This window comes from Pseudochelatococcus sp. B33 (genome assembly GCF_053570585.1).
On sequence record NZ_JBSEFH010000002.1, the window covers coordinates 191,727 to 208,903 of the forward strand.

Consider the following 17,177-nt stretch of genomic DNA (forward strand, 5'->3'; position numbering starts at 1 on the left):
GCGGCCGACTGTACCCGGCCCGATGGTGCGCCGGGGCTTGACCCACTCGGCGGTCTCTCTCCGTGGCCCGCGGTTGCGGACAGCGGCTGTGGTCCGGCTGAATGCGGCCGAAGGAAGACGCCGCTGGTGGCGGCGCAGCAGGCTCCGACTATCATGCCGGGACGGCATGCGGCATTGTCCGACGCCCGCCGGCGGTGGGGGCCGGCGGGCGTTTCCCGCGCCTTGACGGCGCGGGCGGAGACGATACGCGGCCGCTCAGGCGACGTTACGCACGACCGCCTTGAGCGTATCCGAGACGTTCTTGATCATGTTGGTGCGCAGGTTGGAGATGGCCGACCAGGTGTTCATTGCCATCTGCATCGCGAACATGCGCTCGGTATCCGAGAGGTTGGCGTTCGCCTCGATCGCGGCGATCTGCTCTTCGATGTCTCCCATCTGCGTTTGCAGATATTTCTGTCTCCAGATGAGATCGAAACCGTCGCGGTGATCGTAGGCGGTCGTGTCCACCCCGATGGCGGTGGCGGTGAGTCCGCTATCGCCGAATACGGCATCGCTAGCGGTAGCGCCTGATGTTGCTGGCATATCAAATCTCCTTCTTTACTAAGAGATACGTCTGACGATGGACTTGCATGCGGAAAGCGCGTCCCGCATGAGGAGGTAGTTTTCGTAGGCGGCCGGGCCGATGCCGTCCGCCATGGCCCGGCCGATCAGTTCTTCCGCCTCGCTCAGCAGTTTCAGCTCGTGGGTCCGAACGTCCGCCGACGCCGCCCTGCCGAGGGCATCCCGGTCCGGGGCGGGGGCGGCCGGGGCGGGGTCCGGCGTGCCGCCGGCCCCGTCGGCCGGCGGCCCGGCGGCGGGTCTGGCCGCGAACAGCTCCGTCAAGGCGTTCATCAGAACTCCTCCTGCAGGGCCAGGGCTTCGAGCCGCTGGCGGTTGAGGATGACGATCGAGCGATCCTGCATGGCGATCCACCGCTCGCGTTCCCACGCCTTCAGCGCGCGGTTGACGTTACTGCGCGCGCCGCGCGCCATCAGGCCGAGATCGGTCTGCGTCACCACCGCGCCGACGCTGGGATAAAGCCTGTCGCCGACACGCGCCCGCGTGCCGAGCCCGTCGGCCAGCCGCAGCAGCGCCTGGGCGAGGCGCGCGGCGAGGGTCTTCAGGCTCAGCATGCGCGTCAGCTCGACATAGCTGCGGTAGCGGCGCGCCACCACGCGGGCCACTGCCGTGCCGATCTGCGGGTAGCGGTCGCGCAGGTGGCGGAACTGCTGCACCGACACCGCCGACACCACGACGCCGCCGATGGCGGTGGCCATGTCGCAATGGGTGCTGCCCTCGAACACGCCGAGCTCGCCGAAACTCTCGCCCGGCGGCAGGATGCCGCACAGAACCGCCGAGCCGTCCTCCATCAGGTAGGAAAGCCGCACATGCCCCGAGCGGATGAAATACAGATAGTCGGCGTCGTCGTCCTGCAGGTAGATCAGGTCGTGCGGCGCGAAGGTGCGCGTCACGAAGGCGGCGACCAGCGCCTGCCCGGCCTCCGCGCCGAGATGGTGGAACTCCGCCGCGACGGTCGACAATCCGGTGCCGCCGGACACGCCGAAAGCGGGCGCGATCGTGGGCGTGATCGTCTCATGGCCCGGCATCGCCTGCGACGTGACGGCCGCCAGCGGTATCGACAGGCGCGGATGGCTGACGATCCTGTTCATGACGCGCCCGCCCGTCGCCATCCCCCGCCGGCGCCGGAGACCCGCACCGCTGTCGCCCGGAAGCGACGGGTGCCCGGATTATCGCCGCTGACGCCACGCATACGCTGCAACACGATCTCCATCGACTGGTCGCCGGCCTGTGTCCCGGCCCGTGAGCCATCCCTGTTCCGGATCGCCATGCGCCGGACGCCCCCACGATGCCTGTGGAAAGCGCTGTCACATGCCCCACCGTGCCGCGATATTGCCATACTTGGACGTATTTGTCACTAAAAAGGACGAATATTTCTTTTTATCTGAAAAGTGGCCGCAAACATTGGCGCGGCGCCCGAAATGCGGGTAGCCTGCGGCATGGGAGGCGGCGGCCTGCCGCGCGGCAGCGCCGCCGGTGCGGAGGGCCGTCCGCCCGCCGTTTCGAGAGGGATTTGCGGGACACTGTCATGTCGGACGCCAGCTTGTCGGATGCCGATCCCGATCTGACGCTGTCGGCCCCGGCCGAAAGCGCTATCCTCAAGATTCTGAGTGGCGTGCAGTCCGGCGTCGAGGTGGCGCTCTCGGCCGGCCGGTACACGCTCGGCTCGGGCGATGACGACGATATCCGGATCATCGACGTCAGCCTGGCCGCGCGCCATCTGGAACTGCGCATCACGCCGGGGGCGAACCAGATCCGCGCCGCCGCCGGGCAGGTGCACAGCGGCAACGGGCTGGTGCTCGAACCCGGCAGCGACTGGCAGGAGGTCGAGCCGCTGGACGTTGTGATGGCCGGCACCACCCGGTTCGCGATCGCCCCGGCCTCGGCCGCTTGGACATCGGTGGCGGACATCCCCGCAGCGCCGCCGGAGCCGCCCGCGGGCGGGCTGGCCGCCGTCATCGGCCGGCTGGCGCGCGCCGGATGGAGCGGGCAGCGGCTCGCAAGGCTCGCCCCGCCCGTCGCCGCGCTGGCGCTCGTGGCGGGCGCAGCCCTGTGGTATCTGGCGCCGGGCGGCGCGCCCACCGGGGGCGAGGGCCCCTCGGGACCGGCGGATTTTGCCGAGGTGCGCGCCGCGCTGGAGGAGCTGCCCTTCGCCCGCGACATCGCGCTGCGGCAGGAGGTCGACGGCGCCATCTATGCCACCGGCCATGTCGAGACGCAGGCCGAGCGGCGCGCCGTTGCCGGGGCGATCGGGGCTACCGGGGTTCCCGTCAACCTGCGGGTGTGGGTGCTGCAATCCATGCATGAGGAGATCGCCGGGCTCATCGAGGCGCAGGCGCGCAACGTCACCGTCGAGATATCGGGCACGGGCGCGGTCACGCTGCGCGGGCTCATTCCCGACGACGCGCAGGCCGGCAGGTTCACGGCGCTCGTGAAGGAGGTGCCGGGGGTGTCGGAGGTTCACTCCAGCCTCAGGACGCCGTCGAGCCTGCTCGCGGAGGTGGAGCAGCTGGCGCAGGCGTCCCAGCTCAAGCCGTGGGTGCTGTTCCGGCTCGACAACGGACTGATCGAGGCGACGGGCGCGCTGCCGGCCGAGGAGGTGGATTCCTGGGCGGATTTCCTGCAGATCTACGCCCGCCGCTTCGCGCGCGAAATCGGCCTGCGGTCGTTCGTGCAGCTGCAGGGCATCAACGTCCAGGCGAGCGACGCCAGCCCCACCATCGGAGCGATCACGATCGGCGCCCGGGACGTCAACGCCGGTGATGTCGAGATCGACGTCTCCCGCCTGCAGGGCGGCGAGGTGACCCCGAGCGAGCTGCTCGTGGGCGGCCAGGCGGACACGCCCGTTCGGGGGACCGCTTTGGCGGCCGCGCCCGCAGGCGCTTCGGAAAGCATGCAGGCGGGCACGCCTGCGGACGGGCCGGCCGGTTCATCTGCGGGCGGACCTGTTGGCGGGCCGCCATGGGCGCCCGCAAATGGGCCGGCAGGTGTGCTGACAAGTGTCCCGGCAAGCGGCAAGTCGGCTGCGGGAAGCTGGTTTCCCCTGACGCTGCTGCCCGCGCCGGCGGGTGACGCCAGCGCGCAGCCGGCAAGCAGCGGCTCGCCGTCTTCCGCAGAGGCCGGCCCGGATGCGCCGTCCAGGGCGGTGGACCGGCCGCCGGTCCTTCGTTCCGCCGCCGCCGTGCCGGGCGCCATCGCGCTGTCGCGCGCGCCGGAAGGTCCTGTCGACGCGCCTGCCGGCGCGGGTGTGCTCGCCGGCGGGCGGGAGGCCGGCCTGTTGCCGGTCGGCGGCGGCCTGCCCGCGTTTCTGCGCGGCGGTCCGGGGGCGCTGCCGTTCGGCGGCATCGACGACGAACGCGCCGCCGCATCCCCGGCCACGGCGGCGTCCGCCGTCATCACGCTGTCTCCTGTGCCGGCGTCTGCCGCCTCGGCTGCCGGCGCGGGCGCGCTGGCCGGCGCCGGGGAGGCAGGCCTGTTGCCGGCCGGTGCGGGCAGCGCTGCGCCTCCTGCGGTCAACGCAGCGGCGGCGGACGCCGGTGTCCCATCCGGCCTGATCGCCTTGCAGACACAGGCCGATTCGGCGGCTGGGGCGGCCGGGCCCGCGCCCGCTGAAATCACCTGGACCGCGCCGGATGGGGGCGCAGACCCCGGTGCGGGACAGCCGTCCGGCGGCGTGCCGGTGCTCGACACCGATCCGTCCGGCCTCGCCGCGCGCGCCGCTCCGGCGACGCTTGCGCTTACGGGCATTGCCGCGCCCTCCGGCGTCGCCGGGCTGAGCGCGCCGCCGCCCGCGAACACGCGGATCGGCGCGTCGGGAGCGACCGATACGGCGGGGCCGGCCGCACCGGCCAGCGCCGGCAACGAGGCGTCGCTCGCCGACGGCACCCGCCTGCTGCTCGAACAATGGCGGGACGGGCGTCTGCAGCAGGGGGCCAACGCCAGCCTGCTGATGGGCGCGCTGGAGCGCCTGAGCCGCGAGGGCGGCATCTCGGCCTCGGGCGAGCCCTCCCGGCTCGCCCGCCAGCAGATGCACGACCGCTACCTGCCCGCCTCGGGGACCTACGGCGACCCGGCGCAGACCTGCTGGCCGGCATCGCTCCTGAGGCCGCAGGATGTGGTGACGGCGCTGTTCTGGCTCGACATCCTCAGCGTCGGCGACGCCCTGTCGCTGACGCGGTTCGACGCCGCGAACCAGGCCATGCTGATGGAAGTGGCGCTCAGCCCCCGCCGCGTCGCCCGCTGCATCGCCGGCGCCTATCCGGGGGCCGACATCGCGGAGCAATCGGTCTATCTGCGCGAGACCCGGCGCAATCCCGCCTTCATCCGCTTCGTGCTGCGCGACGTCCCGCCGTTCTCTCTCGACGTGGCGGGAGCGAGCACCGCCGGCGGGCGGCGCTTCGTTCAGACCCGCGCGGGCGTGAAGATCGGGGAAGGGTCGTATCCCAACAGCGCCAGCCGGCTTCTCGTCGTCGGCGAACTGGGTGCCATGCTCGAAACCGCGGACGGCCCCGCCGGGCTGATCTACGGGCCGGAACTCAACTGGCTGCTGGACTGACGCCGGCGACGCCGGCCCGCGCGGCGACGTCGGCGCGGTGGTCGCCGGCCTCCATGTCGAGCACGCCGTGTTGTAGCGGCCCGTTGTAGAGCTTGTCGTGGTTGCGTTCCACCCACGACAGCACCTCCGCCACCGCGTCGAACAGCTCGTCCGGCACGTAGCCGTCGACATCGACATCGGCGAAGAGCTGGCGTGCCAGCGGGACGTTGCGGAAGATCGGCACGCCCGCCGATTCCGCTTCGGTGCGCAGATAGTGCGCATAGAGGTTGCGGCCCTTGGCCGTGACGACGGGAAGCGGCGTCTTGTCCGGCACGTAGAGGATGACGACGGCGAAGTGGGTCGGGTTGACGACCACGGCCGTGCCCTTGCGGGCCGCCTGGCCGCCGCCGCCCATGGCGAGCTCCTGCGCCAGCTGCCGGCGCTTGCCCTTGATGTGCGGGTCGCCCTCGCTTTCCTTGTACTCGCGCTTCACCTCGTCCTTGGTCATCATCAGGCTCTTGGTATGCGCCCGGCGCTGGTAGGCGAAGTCGGCGACCGCCACGACGAGGAAGGTGAGGGCCGAATAGACGAAGGTCTGGAACATGAAGTGCGACGTCACCGACATCAGGCACGGCAGGCCGCAGGAGACGGCGGAGATGTACGCGCCGATGGCGTTGCGCACCACGAAGTAGAGCAGCACCGACAGGATGGCGATCTTGACGATCGACTTCAGCGTCTCGACGAGCTGCTTCATCGAGAAGATGCGCTTGAACCCCGCCCCGGGGCTGATCTTCTCCAGCTTCGGCTTGATGGATTCCGCCGACATCAGCGAGCCGATCTGGAAGTAGTTGGCGGCGATGCCGGACAGCAGCACCGTGCCGATGACCGGCAGCATGGTCATCGCCACCTCGCGCGAGACTAGGTCGACCGCCTGGCCGCCGGTGACCCGGAAATCGCCGACGGCAAGGATGGCCACGGCGTCGAACAGCGATATCAGCGTCTCCAGCAGGCCGTCCCACGTCGCCCACAGCAGGGCGATGACCGAGAACAGCGAGATCGTCGTCACCACCTCGGTGCTCTTCGCCACCTGGCCCTTCTTGCGGGCGTCCCGGCGCTTCTTGGGTGTGGGCTGTTCGGTCTTTTCGCCGGATGATTGTCCGCTCATGCTGCCTCACCGCCAGACCGGGCTGCAACCCGCTCTCGTTTCTATGGTTTTCTGCAACTTGCGTTCAATTTGATGCTCAAATTGAACGCAAACTGCTTTAGCGCATCTGGGATGGCGCGCCGGCCGGCTCGCCCGGCGGGATCAAACGGAAGAAGTAATCCACGTAATTGTGCATCATGAATACATTCAATTCTGCATATTTTATCATGGCGGATAAGTAGAACACAAGCATCATGATGGCGATCAGGCTCTTGATGGGCATGGCCAGAACGAACACCTGGATCTGCGGCGCGAACCGGCTGACCATGGCGAGCGCGAACTCTGCCAGGAACATCACCGCGATGATCGGGCCCGCGGCGATGACGATGAAACGCATGGCGTGGTCCAGCGCCGCGAGCAGAAAGCGGGGAAAATCCGCCGAGATGGCCGGAATGAAGCTGGTGACGGGCCACAGCGCGTAGGACGTGTACAGCAGGCCGAAGATCGGCAGCATCGCTCCCGTCACGAAGACGTAGGTGATGAAGACATGCGAGAACATCAGCCCGAGCGGCGATGCCTCGTGGCCCTGCATCGGGTCGATGCTCGCGGCGATGGCGGCGCCGCGCTGGTTGTCGATGAGCGCGCCCGCCGCCTGCACCGACCAGAACACCCAGCCGACGAGGTGCCCGATGGTGAAGCCGAGCGCGTATTCCTTGGCGATGTAAAGGGCCAGGAGCCCCAGCGAGCCGTCGAACGCCGCCGCGTGCGGCATGTTCACCGGCACCGCGATCACCGACAGCGACAGGATGCAGACGTTGCGCGGCAGGGTGGGGATGGCGCTCGAGCTCAGCAGCTGCGACGTTGACAGAAAGGCGTGCATGCGCGGCAGCGACAGCAGCAGCGCCACCATCTCGACATGGAAGAGGCGCGCGAAATAAAGGTATATCTCCCTGATTTCGTTCATGTCATGCTCGAGAATTCGTCGAACAGCTTCAGTGTGTAGTTCAGGATTTCGGAGCCGAGCCATCCCGCCATGGCCGCGATGGTGATCGCCACCGCGATGAGCTTGATCGCGAACGACAGCGTCTGTTCCTGGATCTGCGTCAATGCCTGCAGAAGGCTGATGAATATGCCCACCACCGACGCCACGATGATGGGCGGCATCGACAGCAGCATGACCAGCACCATGGCTTCCGTGACCTGCCGCAGCGCGATTTCGGGGGACATGGCTCGTTATCCTCGTGTTGAGCCGGGCCGGATGCGGCCCCGGCGCGGCTTCAGGTGATGTAGGTCTTGACGAGTCCCAGGATGAGCCGCGACCACCCGTCGATCATCACGAACAGGAACAGCTTGAACGGCAGCGAGATGGTGAGCGGACTCACCATCATCATGCCCATGGCGAGCAGGATGTTCGAGACGATGAGGTCGATGGCGATGAAGGGCAGGTAGAGCAGGAAGCCGATCTCGAACGCCTCCCTGAGCTGGCTCACGGTGAAGGCCGGCAGCACCACGGCGAGGCTTTCCGTCGTCAGCTCGCTGGACAGGTTTTCCGGCCACAGGCTGCGCGCTGCCTCGACGAAGAAGTGCTTTTCCCGTTCGTCCGCATGGGTGCTGAGAAAGCGCACCAGCGGTCCCTTGCCGGCGTCGTAGGCGCGGGCGATCCCCTCGGGCGTGTTGAAGGTGTGGTCGCCGTTGCGCAGCAGCGCGTAGGTTTCGGAGGCCACCGGAAACATGATGTAGCCGGAGAGGATGATCGCCAGCGCGTTGAGCGCCATGTTGGGGGGAATCTGCTGGACGCCGAGGGCGTTGCGCACGAGCTGGAACACCACGGAGAGCTTGACGAACGACGTCGCGACCACCGCCGCGAACGGCACCAGGGCCGCGGTCATCAGAACGAAGATGAGATTCAACGGATCGATCAAGAATATCCCCCTGGAGCGCTTGCCGGCCAGCCGGACCCGTCCGCCCGCTCAGGTCCGCAGCAGGAGCCGCGACAGCCTGACCGCCAGGCGGTCGTCGATGGCGATGAGGTCGCCGGTGGCGATGACGCGCCCGTTCACCCGCAGCATCACCTCAACCCGGCCCGCGAGCGGCGGCGGGTCGAGCGCCACCACGGCGCCCGGCTGCCATGTCTCGATCTCCGCCAGCGTGAAGTCCTTCTCGCCGATGTCGAAATCGACGGTGATGCCGAGGTCGGCGAGCCGGATGCCCTCCGGCGCGAGCGCGCCCTCGTCCTGCTGCACGATGCCGGTGTCCGCCGCCTCGTCCCCGGGCGTGGGGAGAGCGGCTTTCTCCGGATCCCCGGCGCCGACCGGCGCGTCGTCCGCCGTTCCCCGCTCCGTTTCCTGCGGCGTCTGCGCCGGCTCGGCGGATGCCGCCACCGGCTCTGCCGCCTCGGTGTCCGCCGGATCGGCGGCGTCATGCGTGCGCGTCTGGTCTGTCACGTCCCGCTTCCTGAATAGATGCCGGTGCGGCCGTGGCGCTCCCTGCCGCCGTCCGGCCAGTATCCACGCGCCGTCCGCCGCATGGAACTCCAGGATCGTCTTGTCCACACGCAATATGTGTCGATCTGGCGGCGATCGCGGCAACAGGATGACCGTTTCCTCCGTCAAATGCGCCAGTTCGTGCGCCGAAAACGACACGGCCCCCAGCGTGAACGCGGCCGGGACGGTGATCAGCGCGCGCGCCTCGTCGAGCACGCTCACGGGCAGGAGGGCCTGCGCCGGCGCGCTCGCCAGCAGCGCGGCGCGCGAGACGCCGACGCCGAGCACGGCGCTCTCGCCGGCGAAACCGCCGATTTCCACGTCGAACCAGCTCGTGTCGTCCGGCAGGTCCTGCGCCGGATCACCCAGTGGCGCGCTCGCCAAGACGGCGATCCGGCCCGGCCGGCGGGGCGGCGCACCGCCGGCCTGCGGCCAGACGGCGCCGGCGATGACATCGGTCATGCCCCGAATCAGCGCATCGCGCAGCGCGGGCGGCAGCGCCGGCAGGTCCTCCGTTCCGATCGCCGCCTGAAACAGCGATCGGAACGGGAATTGCCGCCACACGACGTGCAGGATCAGCCCCGCCTCCGAGCGCCCGTCCCGCAGCCGCAGGCGGGTGCAGAGCGTGTCGTCGTCCGGGCGGAAACCGGCGGCGAAGGTGGCAAAGGTGCGCTCGCCCAGCGCGATGGCGCTTCCCGCATGGGTCAGGATGGCGTTCCACACCGCGTCGCGGTGGCCGACGCCGGGAAACGGTGGCGGCTGCCAGCAGGAAAGCGCCGTCATGCGGTGTCGCCCGTGCGGCGGGCCACGGCGGCCGGCCGCCCGTCGCCGCTGTCGGCCTGGCCGTGTTCCGCCGTCCGTCCGTCGCCGGCGGGCGTGGCGAGGATGCGCACGCTGCGGTTGCCGAACCGCCGCGACAGCCGGTCCGCCAGCGCCAGCGCCTCGCCGCCGAGGTCGAGGCTGCCCGAAAGCACGACGTCGAGCCCCGTCGCGGACATGCGGATGGTGATCGCCGCCAATCCCTCGACGAGCCCGGTGAGATCGATGCTGATGGTGTTGGTCGCAGCGGATTGTCCGGCGAGCTCGGCGCGGATGGCCTGCGTCACCCGTTCCTCGACCGTGCCGGCGATCGCGTGCCCGCGCGCCCCGGTGGCGGGTTCCTGCGCCGGCTGCAGGCTGGAGAGCAGCGGCAGCGTCGACCCCGCCGCAAAACTGCTGGCGGCCAGCACCTCTTCCTGCGCCGCATGTTCCTGCGCCTGCCCGTCTTCCCGCGCGCCCGGCTCGTTCCGTCTGCTATCGTCCCGCCCGCGCCGCGCGAAAAGCTGCGCCAAGCCGGACATGCCGTCCCCGGCAGCCGGGCCGTCGCCCTCCCGGCCGGTCTGCGCGCCCGCGCCGTGCGGATCGCCCGTGTGCTCCCGGCCGGCATCGTCGTCGATGGCGCCTTCGCGGCGGCTGCCCGCTTCCCCGGCCGCGGCCGCGCCGGTCGCCAGGGCGGCGTTCAGGCTGCGGCGGAAGTCGCCGGCGCGGCGCGCCAGTTCCGCCTGCTGCGCGCCGTCGCCGGCGGAGGGCTCGCCCGGCCCGTGCGGCCCGGCGGGGTCGCCCGCCGCCCTGCCGCCGTCGTGATGGCCGGCCCCGCCGCCGTAGCTGCCGAAATGACGGCCGCCGCCCGAATCCGTGAAGGTGTCGTCGTCGCCGCGGCGCGCGTCGCCGGCGCTGCGGGGATCGGGCCGTTCCCGATCGGGTTTTGTCGGATCCGGTCTGGAGACCCCGTGGCTCGGGCCGATGCTGCTCATGCGACCTTCCTCGTCGGTTTGGCGAAGAGGTCCTCGATCTCGATCTCCTCCCGCGCTTCCGCTGCCTCGATGGCTTCCTTCTGCATGGTGTCGACGATGGTGACGTATTTGTCGCGGTCGCGCACCGCGGCGCGGTAGGCTTGCGTGGCCTGGCGGAGTTCCTCCTCCAGCCGGGCCTCGACGCCACGCGCGCGTTCCCAGTCGTCCTTCAGGTCGGTATATTGCTGCAGCAGGTCGGCGATCTTCTCGCGCACGCCGTCGATGCCGTCGATAGTGACGACGCGGCCCATGACCTCGTCGTAGATGCGGTTCTCGCGGTCGGGCATCTCGGCCTTGAAGGTCTCGGCGATCTCGAGCGCACGGGCCGTTTCGAGCCGCGCCTGCTCCAGTTGCGCCCGCTTGGCGTGCATGGCGCTGAGCGCCCGTTCCTGCTTGAGTTCCTTGATGCGCAGCAGCGCCTTCATCTGGCCGATCATCGGACGAGCCTCGCGAGTTTGGCGAGCGTCGTCTCGAAAGCGTCGAACTCGTCCGTGCGCTGGCGCAGGAAGGCATTGATGTCCTTGTTCTTGTTGACCGCGATGTCGGTGTCGGGATCGTTGCCGGCCTTGTATTCCCCCACCCTGATCAGCAGCTCGACATCGGCATAGGTGGCGAGCCATTTGCTGATCTGCCCAGCCATGTCGCGGTGCTCGCGGGAGATGACGGCGTTCATCACGCGGCTTTTCGACGCCAGCACGTCGACCGCCGGATAATGGTTGGCCGCGCCGAGCTTGCGGGAGAGGATGATGTGGCCGTCGAGGATCGAGCGCGTCTCGTCCGCCACCGGCTCGTTCATGTCGTCGCCCTCGACCAGCACCGTGTAGAGCGCGGTGATCGAGCCCTTGTCGTTCATGCCCACGCGCTCCATCAGCTTGGGCAGCATGGTGAAGACGGAAGGCGGGAAGCCGCGCCGCGTCGGCGGCTCGCCGGCGGCGAGCCCGATCTCGCGCTGGGCGCGGGCGAAACGCGTCACCGAATCCATCAGGAACAGCACCCGCTTGCCCTGATCGCGAAAATATTCGGCGATGGCGGTGGCGGCGAAGGCGGCCTTGGCGCGCTCCATCGAGCTGCGGTCGGACGTCGCCACCACCAGCACCGACTTGGCGAGGCCCGCCGGCCCCAGATCGTGCTCGATGAACTCGCGCACCTCGCGCCCGCGCTCGCCGATCAGCGCCAGCACGGTGACGTCGACGTCCGCCCCCTTCACCAGCATCGACAACAGCGTGGACTTGCCGCCGCCCGCCGCCGCGAACACGCCCATGCGCTGCCCCTCGCCGCAGGTCAGCAGCCCGTCGAGCACGCGTAAGCCCAGCGGCAGCGGGCGGTCGATGATGCGCCGGGTCATCGGGTCCGGCGGCAGCTGATAGAGCGGATAATGCGTATCCGGGAAAAAAGGAGCGCTCTTGCCGTCGATGAAGCGGCCCATGCCGTCGAGCACGCGCCCCTGCAGGCCAGGCCCCACGGCGATGGACTGCACGCGGCCCGTGCGCCGTACTTCGGTGCGGGGCGAGATGCCCTGCGTCTCGCCGATGGGCGACAGCAGCGCCTCGTCGCTCAGGAAGCCCACGCATTCGGCGAGCAGCCGCGAGCCGTTCGCGCGCGTGAACAGCTCCACGATCTCGCCGACCTGAATTTCCGGCACCGACGCATGGATGATGGTGCCCACCACCTTGCGCACCTTGCCCGTCGCCGTGTAGGGCAGAAAGGCAGTGGAACGCTCGGCCAGCCGGCCGCCGAACCTGTCGAGGCGGGCGGCGATACGCTCGCCCCGCTCGGCGTAGATCGCGGCGATGTCGGGCGGCGGCACGCTAAGGTTCATCGTCGCGCGCCTCCGCCGGCGTTCCGCCGTCCCCTTCGCGATCCTCCGTCTCCGCCGGCGGGTCCTGCGCGTTATCGTCCGCCTCGGCCGGACTGCCGGGCAGGATGCCGCGAACGATGGTCGCGAGCTCGTCGAGGCGCGAGCCGATATCGCCCTCGACGCGGCCGATGCCGGTATCGACGATGACGGACGATCCGGACAGCGTGGCGTCCTCGATCACCTCGATCAGCTCGAAGCCGGGAAAGTCCTTCAGGATGCCGTCGATCGCGCCGCGCAGCCGGGGGAAGTGCTCGGGCGCCACCCGCAGCTCCGCCTTCTTCTCGCGCCGCATCTGCTTGAGCGCGCCGCGCACGACGGCTTCCGCCTTCGCCGCGTCGTCGTAGCTGTCGATCAGCTTGCGCACCGACACCATGACGATGTCGGCGATGTCCTGCTCCAGCGCTTCGAGATGCGCATCGAGCGCGCGCGCCTCCCGGAGCGTCTGCTCGATCGCCTCCAGCCGCCCCTGCGCCAGCCCCTCGGCGAAGCCGCGCCGGCGCTCCTCCTCGCGCACGTTCTCCGCGTCCCGGACGATGGCCCGCGCCTGCGCCCGCGCGTCGTCCACGAGCCGCGTCGCCCCTGCTATGGGCGAGAACGCCTCGGGCGGCAGGATCTGCGCGCCTTCCGACAGCCGGAAGCCGAGTTCCTCGAGGCGGTACAGATCACTCAGCCGGTAATAGGCGGCCATGGCCCGAACCTCCGCTGAAGCAGTTTGGCGATGTGCGCCAGATGCCTGTCGGTCATTGCGGAAAGGGCCGGCGCATCACCGCCCGCCGCCGCGTGCCCGCCGCCGCGCATGACCATCAGCGGCGCCAGCGGAGGCTCGGTTTTCGCCACGAAGCCCCGCAGCACGCGCTGCCCGACGGCGGCGATCCCCGTTGCCGTCCGCCGTTCACGCGCCTCCTCGCCGAGGGCCGCGGATATGACGACGAACGACCGGTCGTCGAGATCGGCGAAGATCGCATGGAGCACCGGCGCCTCCCGCGTGGCGACACGATAGATCTCCTCACCCAGGATGCGCTGCAGTGCCTCGCGCTCGCGCCTCAGCGCAAGCCCGAGCAACTGGCGGTGCAGCACGATCGAGCCGAGATAGAGCGACGCCTCTTCCAGCCGTTCGGGTGCGGCGGTGGCGAGGAACACGGCGCAGTCGCTGGCACTGCTGTGGCCGATGCGCAGCAGGGCGCGTTCGTCGAAGACGATGTCGCTCAGGCCCGACAGGCGGGCCGCCGCCCGGTTGAGGGGACCCGAGAAGCCGGGGTGGCGCGCGAGCGCGCGCATGGCCGCTGCCGCGCCGTCGCTCAGGCCGCCGAAGCCGGGCGGGTTACCCTCCCGCCCCGGGGCGGAGAGCGGCCGCACGATCGCCTCCGCGAGCCGCGCCGCGAGCGCGGGCGAGGCGGGCGGCAGCGGAACGCCGGCATTCGCGATCAGATCGCCCACCATAAGATCGCCCACTACAAAATCGCCCACCAAGGGAACGTCATCTGTCAGGAGATCGTCTGTCAGGGCGCCTGCCATCTTTCACTCCCGGTGTGGGCCCATGGGTGGCGGATGCGGCCCGGAAAATGCCGCCAGCCACGGGTGATGCCGCCTGTGCCGCATCATGCATCCTGCCCGGTGAACCCGGCCGTCTCCACGTCTGACGGGCGCTGACGGCGGTTCCACCGCCAGATCAGGAGGGGTCCGGCCACCGCCGCGACGATCAAGAGCAGCATGACGGCGCCAAGGATATACAGCAGGCGCCAGAAGTTGGCGGCGTCCGTGTCCCGCACCTCGATGCCGGGCAGGATCTCGACGGTCTGGCTCATTCTCGCGCCCGTTTCCTGCTTGAGCGGCACGGCTTCGGTCAGGATGACGCTGACGCTGGCGTAATCCAGCCCCTCGATGGCGCTGCTGACGAGGCGGCGGATCTGCGGCACGAGGAAATCGAGATCGACCCCGGTCTGATGCTTGATGAACACCGCCGCCGAGGCCGGCGTCGCCGGCCTGCCCAACTGCGGCTGATCCGGCTGCACGATATGCACCCGCGCGGCGACGACGCCGTCGATGAAGCTGATGGTGCGCGCCACCTCATCGCCCAGCGTGCTGATATACCGCACCTTTTCCTCGAAGGGCGAGGACATGATGCCGGATTTCTGGAACACCTCGTTGATGGACGTATGGTTGACCGGGGGCAGGCCCCGGCTCTCCAGCAGCGCCAGCGATCTCAGGACGTCGCGGTCGCTGACCTGGATGGCGAAACCCTCCTTGCCGGCCTGCACCTTCTGGGCGGCGATGCCGCTGGCGAGCAGCACGGCGAGCATCTGGTTGGCCTGCGTCTCGGCCAGCCCGGTGTAAAGCTCGCTCTTGCATCCGCCCAGGGTCAGGCAGACGCCCATGAGGAACCAGAGAACGAGGCCGCGCCATCCCCTGCGCGCCCATTCAGCCCGCGAACAGCCGGCCACGCCCATGGCATCCACTTACTGGCCCTTCATCAACTGGTCGACGGCTTGCGTGGTCTTTCCCGTGAGCTTCGACGTCACGTCGAGAAGCAGCGAGTAGTGCACCATCTCCCGCTGCATCTCGACCATCGCCTCGATGCCGCTGACATTGGTGGCGGGGATGCTGCTGATCTTGTGCTGGCTGGCATCGAAGACGCCGCGCAGCTTCTGCAGACCGCCAAGAATGGCGTCGCCCGTCCCCGTGCGCGACGCCTCGGGCGGGACGCCGAGTTCCAGCGCCTGCCGGGCGCGGACCTGGTCATCGGCGATGCGCGAGCTGTCGCCGATGACCACCGCGGAGGCGTCGGCCGCCTCCTCCGGCGGCTGCTGACCGGCGCGGTCCATCGCCTGCGCGAACGCGTCCGCCCGCGCGCCCGACACGCCGCGCGCGGTGTTGCCCGGGGGCGATATCTGCATTGCTTCGGAGCCGAGAAGAGGCAGTGTCGTGGCCATGGCAAATCCTCCAGTAAACGGACAATATATCAGCAAATTTCCGCCATCAAGCCAAAAAAACAATAGCAAATATGAAGATCTATATTTTGCAATTCTATAAGAGACTATCATGTTATTATATTCTCATACAAATAAAATACACTCAACACCAAATAAATTATTTATTATAAGTGGCAACAATATTTATAAGATCCGCTATCGATGCGATTTTGTCTGGCCTTCCGGTGTTCCGCATGTCGTTCCGGCGTGAGCCCACGTCGGGTCCGGAAACGCGACGTCCCGCATGCGGCAGGGCGCATGCGGGACGAAAGCGGGAACCGGCTTGGTCGGTGCGGAACGAGCTCTACCGGGGCAGCAGGCTCGTGCCCATCAGGTAGGCGTCGACGGCGTGCGCCGCCTGACGGCCCTCGCGGATCGCCCACACCACGAGCGACTGGCCGCGCCGCATGTCGCCGGCCGCGAACACCTTGTCGCGCGAGGTGCGGTAGGCCAGTGTGTCGGCGGCGACATTGCCGCGCCTGTCGAGCGCCACGCCCGCCTGCTCCAGCATGCCTTCGTGCACCGGGCTCGCGAAGCCGATGGCGATGAACACGAGATCGGCCTTGCGGATGAACTCCGTGCTCGGTATGGGCTTGCGCCGCTCGTCCACCCGCGCGCAGCGCACGCCGGTGACGAGGCCGTTCTTGCCCTCGAGCCCGAGCGTCGCCGCCTGGAACTCGCGCTCGGCGCCTTCCGCCTGGCTCGACGAGGTGCGGAACTTCGTCGGCCAGTAGGGCCACACCGTGAGCTTGTCCTCCTGCAGCGGCGCCATGGGGCGGATGTCGAGCTGCGTCACCGACAGCGCCCCCTGCCGGAACGCCGTGCCGACGCAGTCCGAGGCCGTGTCGCCGCCGCCCACCACCACGACATGCTTGCCGGTGGCGAGGATGGGCTCCTCGTGGTCCGGCAGCTCCTCGCCGCCATTGCGCCGGTTCTGCTGGATGAGATAGGGCATGGCGTAATAGACGCCCTTCAGGTTCGTGCCCGGCAGCTGCGGGTCGCGCGGCTTTTCCGCGCCGCCCGTCAGCAGCACGGCGTCGAAGCCTTCCACCAGCTCCTCGAACGGATGCGTCACGCCGACATTGACGCGATAGTGGAAGCGCACGCCCTCCGCCTCCATCTGCGCGACGCGCCGGTCGATGGTGTGCTTCTCCAGCTTGAAGTCCGGGATGCCGTAGCGCAGCAGGCCGCCGGCTCTCGGCTCGCGCTCGAACACGTGCACCTCGTGGCCCGCGCGCGCGAGCTGCTGCGCGGCGGCGAGCCCGGCCGGGCCCGAACCGATGACGCCCACGCGCTTGCCGGTCTTCTGTGCCGCGATCTCCGGCACGATCCAGCCTTCCTCCCATGCCTTGTCGGCGATGGTCTGCTCGATGGTCTTGATGGCCACCGGCGTGTTTTCGAGGTTCAGCGTGCACGCCTCCTCGCAGGGCGCGGGGCAGACGCGGCCGGTGAACTCCGGGAAGTTGTTGGTGGAGTGCAGGTTGAGCGCCGCCTCCTTCCAGTCCTGGCGGTAGACGAGGTCGTTCCAGTCCGGGATCTGGTTGTGGACGGGACAGCCCATGTCGCCGTGGCAGAACGGGATGCCGCAATCCATACAGCGCGCGGCCTGGCGTTCCACGTCCTTGTCGTCGAGGGGAAGCGTGAACTCGCGGAAATGGCGCACGCGGTCGGAGGCCGGCTCATACTTGGCGTCCTGCCGGTCGTATTCGAGAAATCCGGTAACCTTGCCCATTGTCGCC

Annotated in this window: 17 protein-coding genes; 1 reads left to right on the forward strand and 16 read right to left on the reverse strand. The window is 69.0% G+C overall.

The features are described from left to right. Window positions 1–255: 255 nt before the first annotated feature. Genes ACUSIJ_RS02730 through ACUSIJ_RS02740 form a run of 3 tightly spaced genes read right to left on the reverse strand, consistent with a single transcriptional unit; the run spans window position 256 to window position 1,709 of the window. Window positions 256–582: an EscF/YscF/HrpA family type III secretion system needle major subunit gene (locus ACUSIJ_RS02730; protein WP_449306824.1), complete on the reverse strand. Its 327-nt coding sequence runs from the start codon at window positions 580–582 to the stop codon at window positions 256–258. Window positions 583–600: 18 nt separating this feature from the next. Continuing rightward, entirely contained in the window at window positions 601–891 is a 291-nt protein-coding gene (locus ACUSIJ_RS02735; RefSeq protein WP_449306825.1) for a hypothetical protein, read from the reverse strand. After that, complete coding sequence (locus tag ACUSIJ_RS02740) at window positions 891–1,709, reverse strand: Crp/Fnr family transcriptional regulator (RefSeq protein WP_449306826.1); 819 nt, start codon at window positions 1,707–1,709, stop codon at window positions 891–893. Before ACUSIJ_RS02740 ends, ACUSIJ_RS02735 begins: the two co-directional genes overlap by 1 nt. A 437-nt stretch (window positions 1,710–2,146) precedes the next feature. On the opposite strand from ACUSIJ_RS02740, the gene ACUSIJ_RS02745 reads away from it, so the two are divergent. Next, window positions 2,147–5,173, forward strand: coding sequence for an FHA domain-containing protein (locus ACUSIJ_RS02745; RefSeq protein ID WP_449306827.1), 3,027 nt, complete (start codon window positions 2,147–2,149; stop codon window positions 5,171–5,173). Here ACUSIJ_RS02745 and sctU read toward each other — a convergent pair. The 13 genes from sctU to ACUSIJ_RS02810 form a co-directional block, all read right to left on the reverse strand. Further along, window positions 5,154–6,317 (reverse strand): type III secretion system export apparatus subunit SctU, encoded by a 1,164-nt coding sequence (sctU, locus tag ACUSIJ_RS02750; RefSeq protein ID WP_449306828.1) that lies wholly within the window; start codon window positions 6,315–6,317, stop codon window positions 5,154–5,156. The genes ACUSIJ_RS02745 and sctU overlap by 20 nt on opposite strands. Before the next feature lie 97 nt (window positions 6,318–6,414). Further along, complete coding sequence (gene sctT / locus ACUSIJ_RS02755; protein WP_449306829.1) at window positions 6,415–7,260, reverse strand: type III secretion system export apparatus subunit SctT; 846 nt, start codon at window positions 7,258–7,260, stop codon at window positions 6,415–6,417. After that, window positions 7,257–7,523: a type III secretion system export apparatus subunit SctS gene (gene sctS / locus ACUSIJ_RS02760; RefSeq protein WP_449306830.1), complete on the reverse strand. Its 267-nt coding sequence runs from the start codon at window positions 7,521–7,523 to the stop codon at window positions 7,257–7,259. Before sctS ends, sctT begins: the two co-directional genes overlap by 4 nt. Window positions 7,524–7,573: 50 nt before the next feature. Next, window positions 7,574–8,215 carry a type III secretion system export apparatus subunit SctR gene (sctR, locus tag ACUSIJ_RS02765; RefSeq protein ID WP_449306987.1) on the reverse strand — a complete coding sequence of 214 codons (642 nt, stop codon included), beginning with the start codon at window positions 8,213–8,215 and terminating at the stop codon, window positions 7,574–7,576. A 51-nt stretch (window positions 8,216–8,266) separates the two neighbouring features. Beyond that, complete coding sequence (locus tag ACUSIJ_RS02770; protein WP_449306831.1) at window positions 8,267–9,562, reverse strand: FliM/FliN family flagellar motor switch protein; 1,296 nt, start codon at window positions 9,560–9,562, stop codon at window positions 8,267–8,269. Beyond that, a complete protein-coding gene (locus tag ACUSIJ_RS02775; RefSeq protein WP_449306832.1) occupies window positions 9,559–10,572 on the reverse strand; it encodes a hypothetical protein in 1,014 nt (337 codons plus the stop codon). Before ACUSIJ_RS02775 ends, ACUSIJ_RS02770 begins: the two co-directional genes overlap by 4 nt. Beyond that, window positions 10,569–11,048 (reverse strand): type III secretion system stalk subunit SctO, encoded by a 480-nt coding sequence (gene sctO / locus ACUSIJ_RS02780; protein WP_449306833.1) that lies wholly within the window; start codon window positions 11,046–11,048, stop codon window positions 10,569–10,571. The genes ACUSIJ_RS02775 and sctO overlap by 4 nt, the downstream gene beginning before the upstream one ends. After that, window positions 11,045–12,430 (reverse strand): type III secretion system ATPase SctN, encoded by a 1,386-nt coding sequence (gene sctN, locus ACUSIJ_RS02785; protein ID WP_449306834.1) that lies wholly within the window; start codon window positions 12,428–12,430, stop codon window positions 11,045–11,047. Before sctN ends, sctO begins: the two co-directional genes overlap by 4 nt. After that, complete coding sequence (gene sctL / locus ACUSIJ_RS02790) at window positions 12,420–13,157, reverse strand: type III secretion system stator protein SctL (RefSeq protein ID WP_449306835.1); 738 nt, start codon at window positions 13,155–13,157, stop codon at window positions 12,420–12,422. Before sctL ends, sctN begins: the two co-directional genes overlap by 11 nt. Next, window positions 13,136–13,984 (reverse strand): hypothetical protein, encoded by an 849-nt coding sequence (locus ACUSIJ_RS02795; protein ID WP_449306836.1) that lies wholly within the window; start codon window positions 13,982–13,984, stop codon window positions 13,136–13,138. The genes sctL and ACUSIJ_RS02795 overlap by 22 nt, the downstream gene beginning before the upstream one ends. Before the next feature lie 83 nt (window positions 13,985–14,067). Continuing rightward, window positions 14,068–14,910, reverse strand: coding sequence for a type III secretion system inner membrane ring lipoprotein SctJ (gene sctJ / locus ACUSIJ_RS02800; RefSeq protein ID WP_449306837.1), 843 nt, complete (start codon window positions 14,908–14,910; stop codon window positions 14,068–14,070). Window positions 14,911–14,925: 15 nt separating this feature from the next. Then, window positions 14,926–15,399 (reverse strand): type III secretion system inner rod subunit SctI, encoded by a 474-nt coding sequence (sctI, locus tag ACUSIJ_RS02805; protein WP_449306838.1) that lies wholly within the window; start codon window positions 15,397–15,399, stop codon window positions 14,926–14,928. Between the two features lie 343 nt (window positions 15,400–15,742). Further along, a complete protein-coding gene (locus ACUSIJ_RS02810; protein ID WP_449306839.1) occupies window positions 15,743–17,170 on the reverse strand; it encodes a glutamate synthase subunit beta in 1,428 nt (475 codons plus the stop codon). Between the last annotated feature and the right edge of the window lie 7 nt (window positions 17,171–17,177).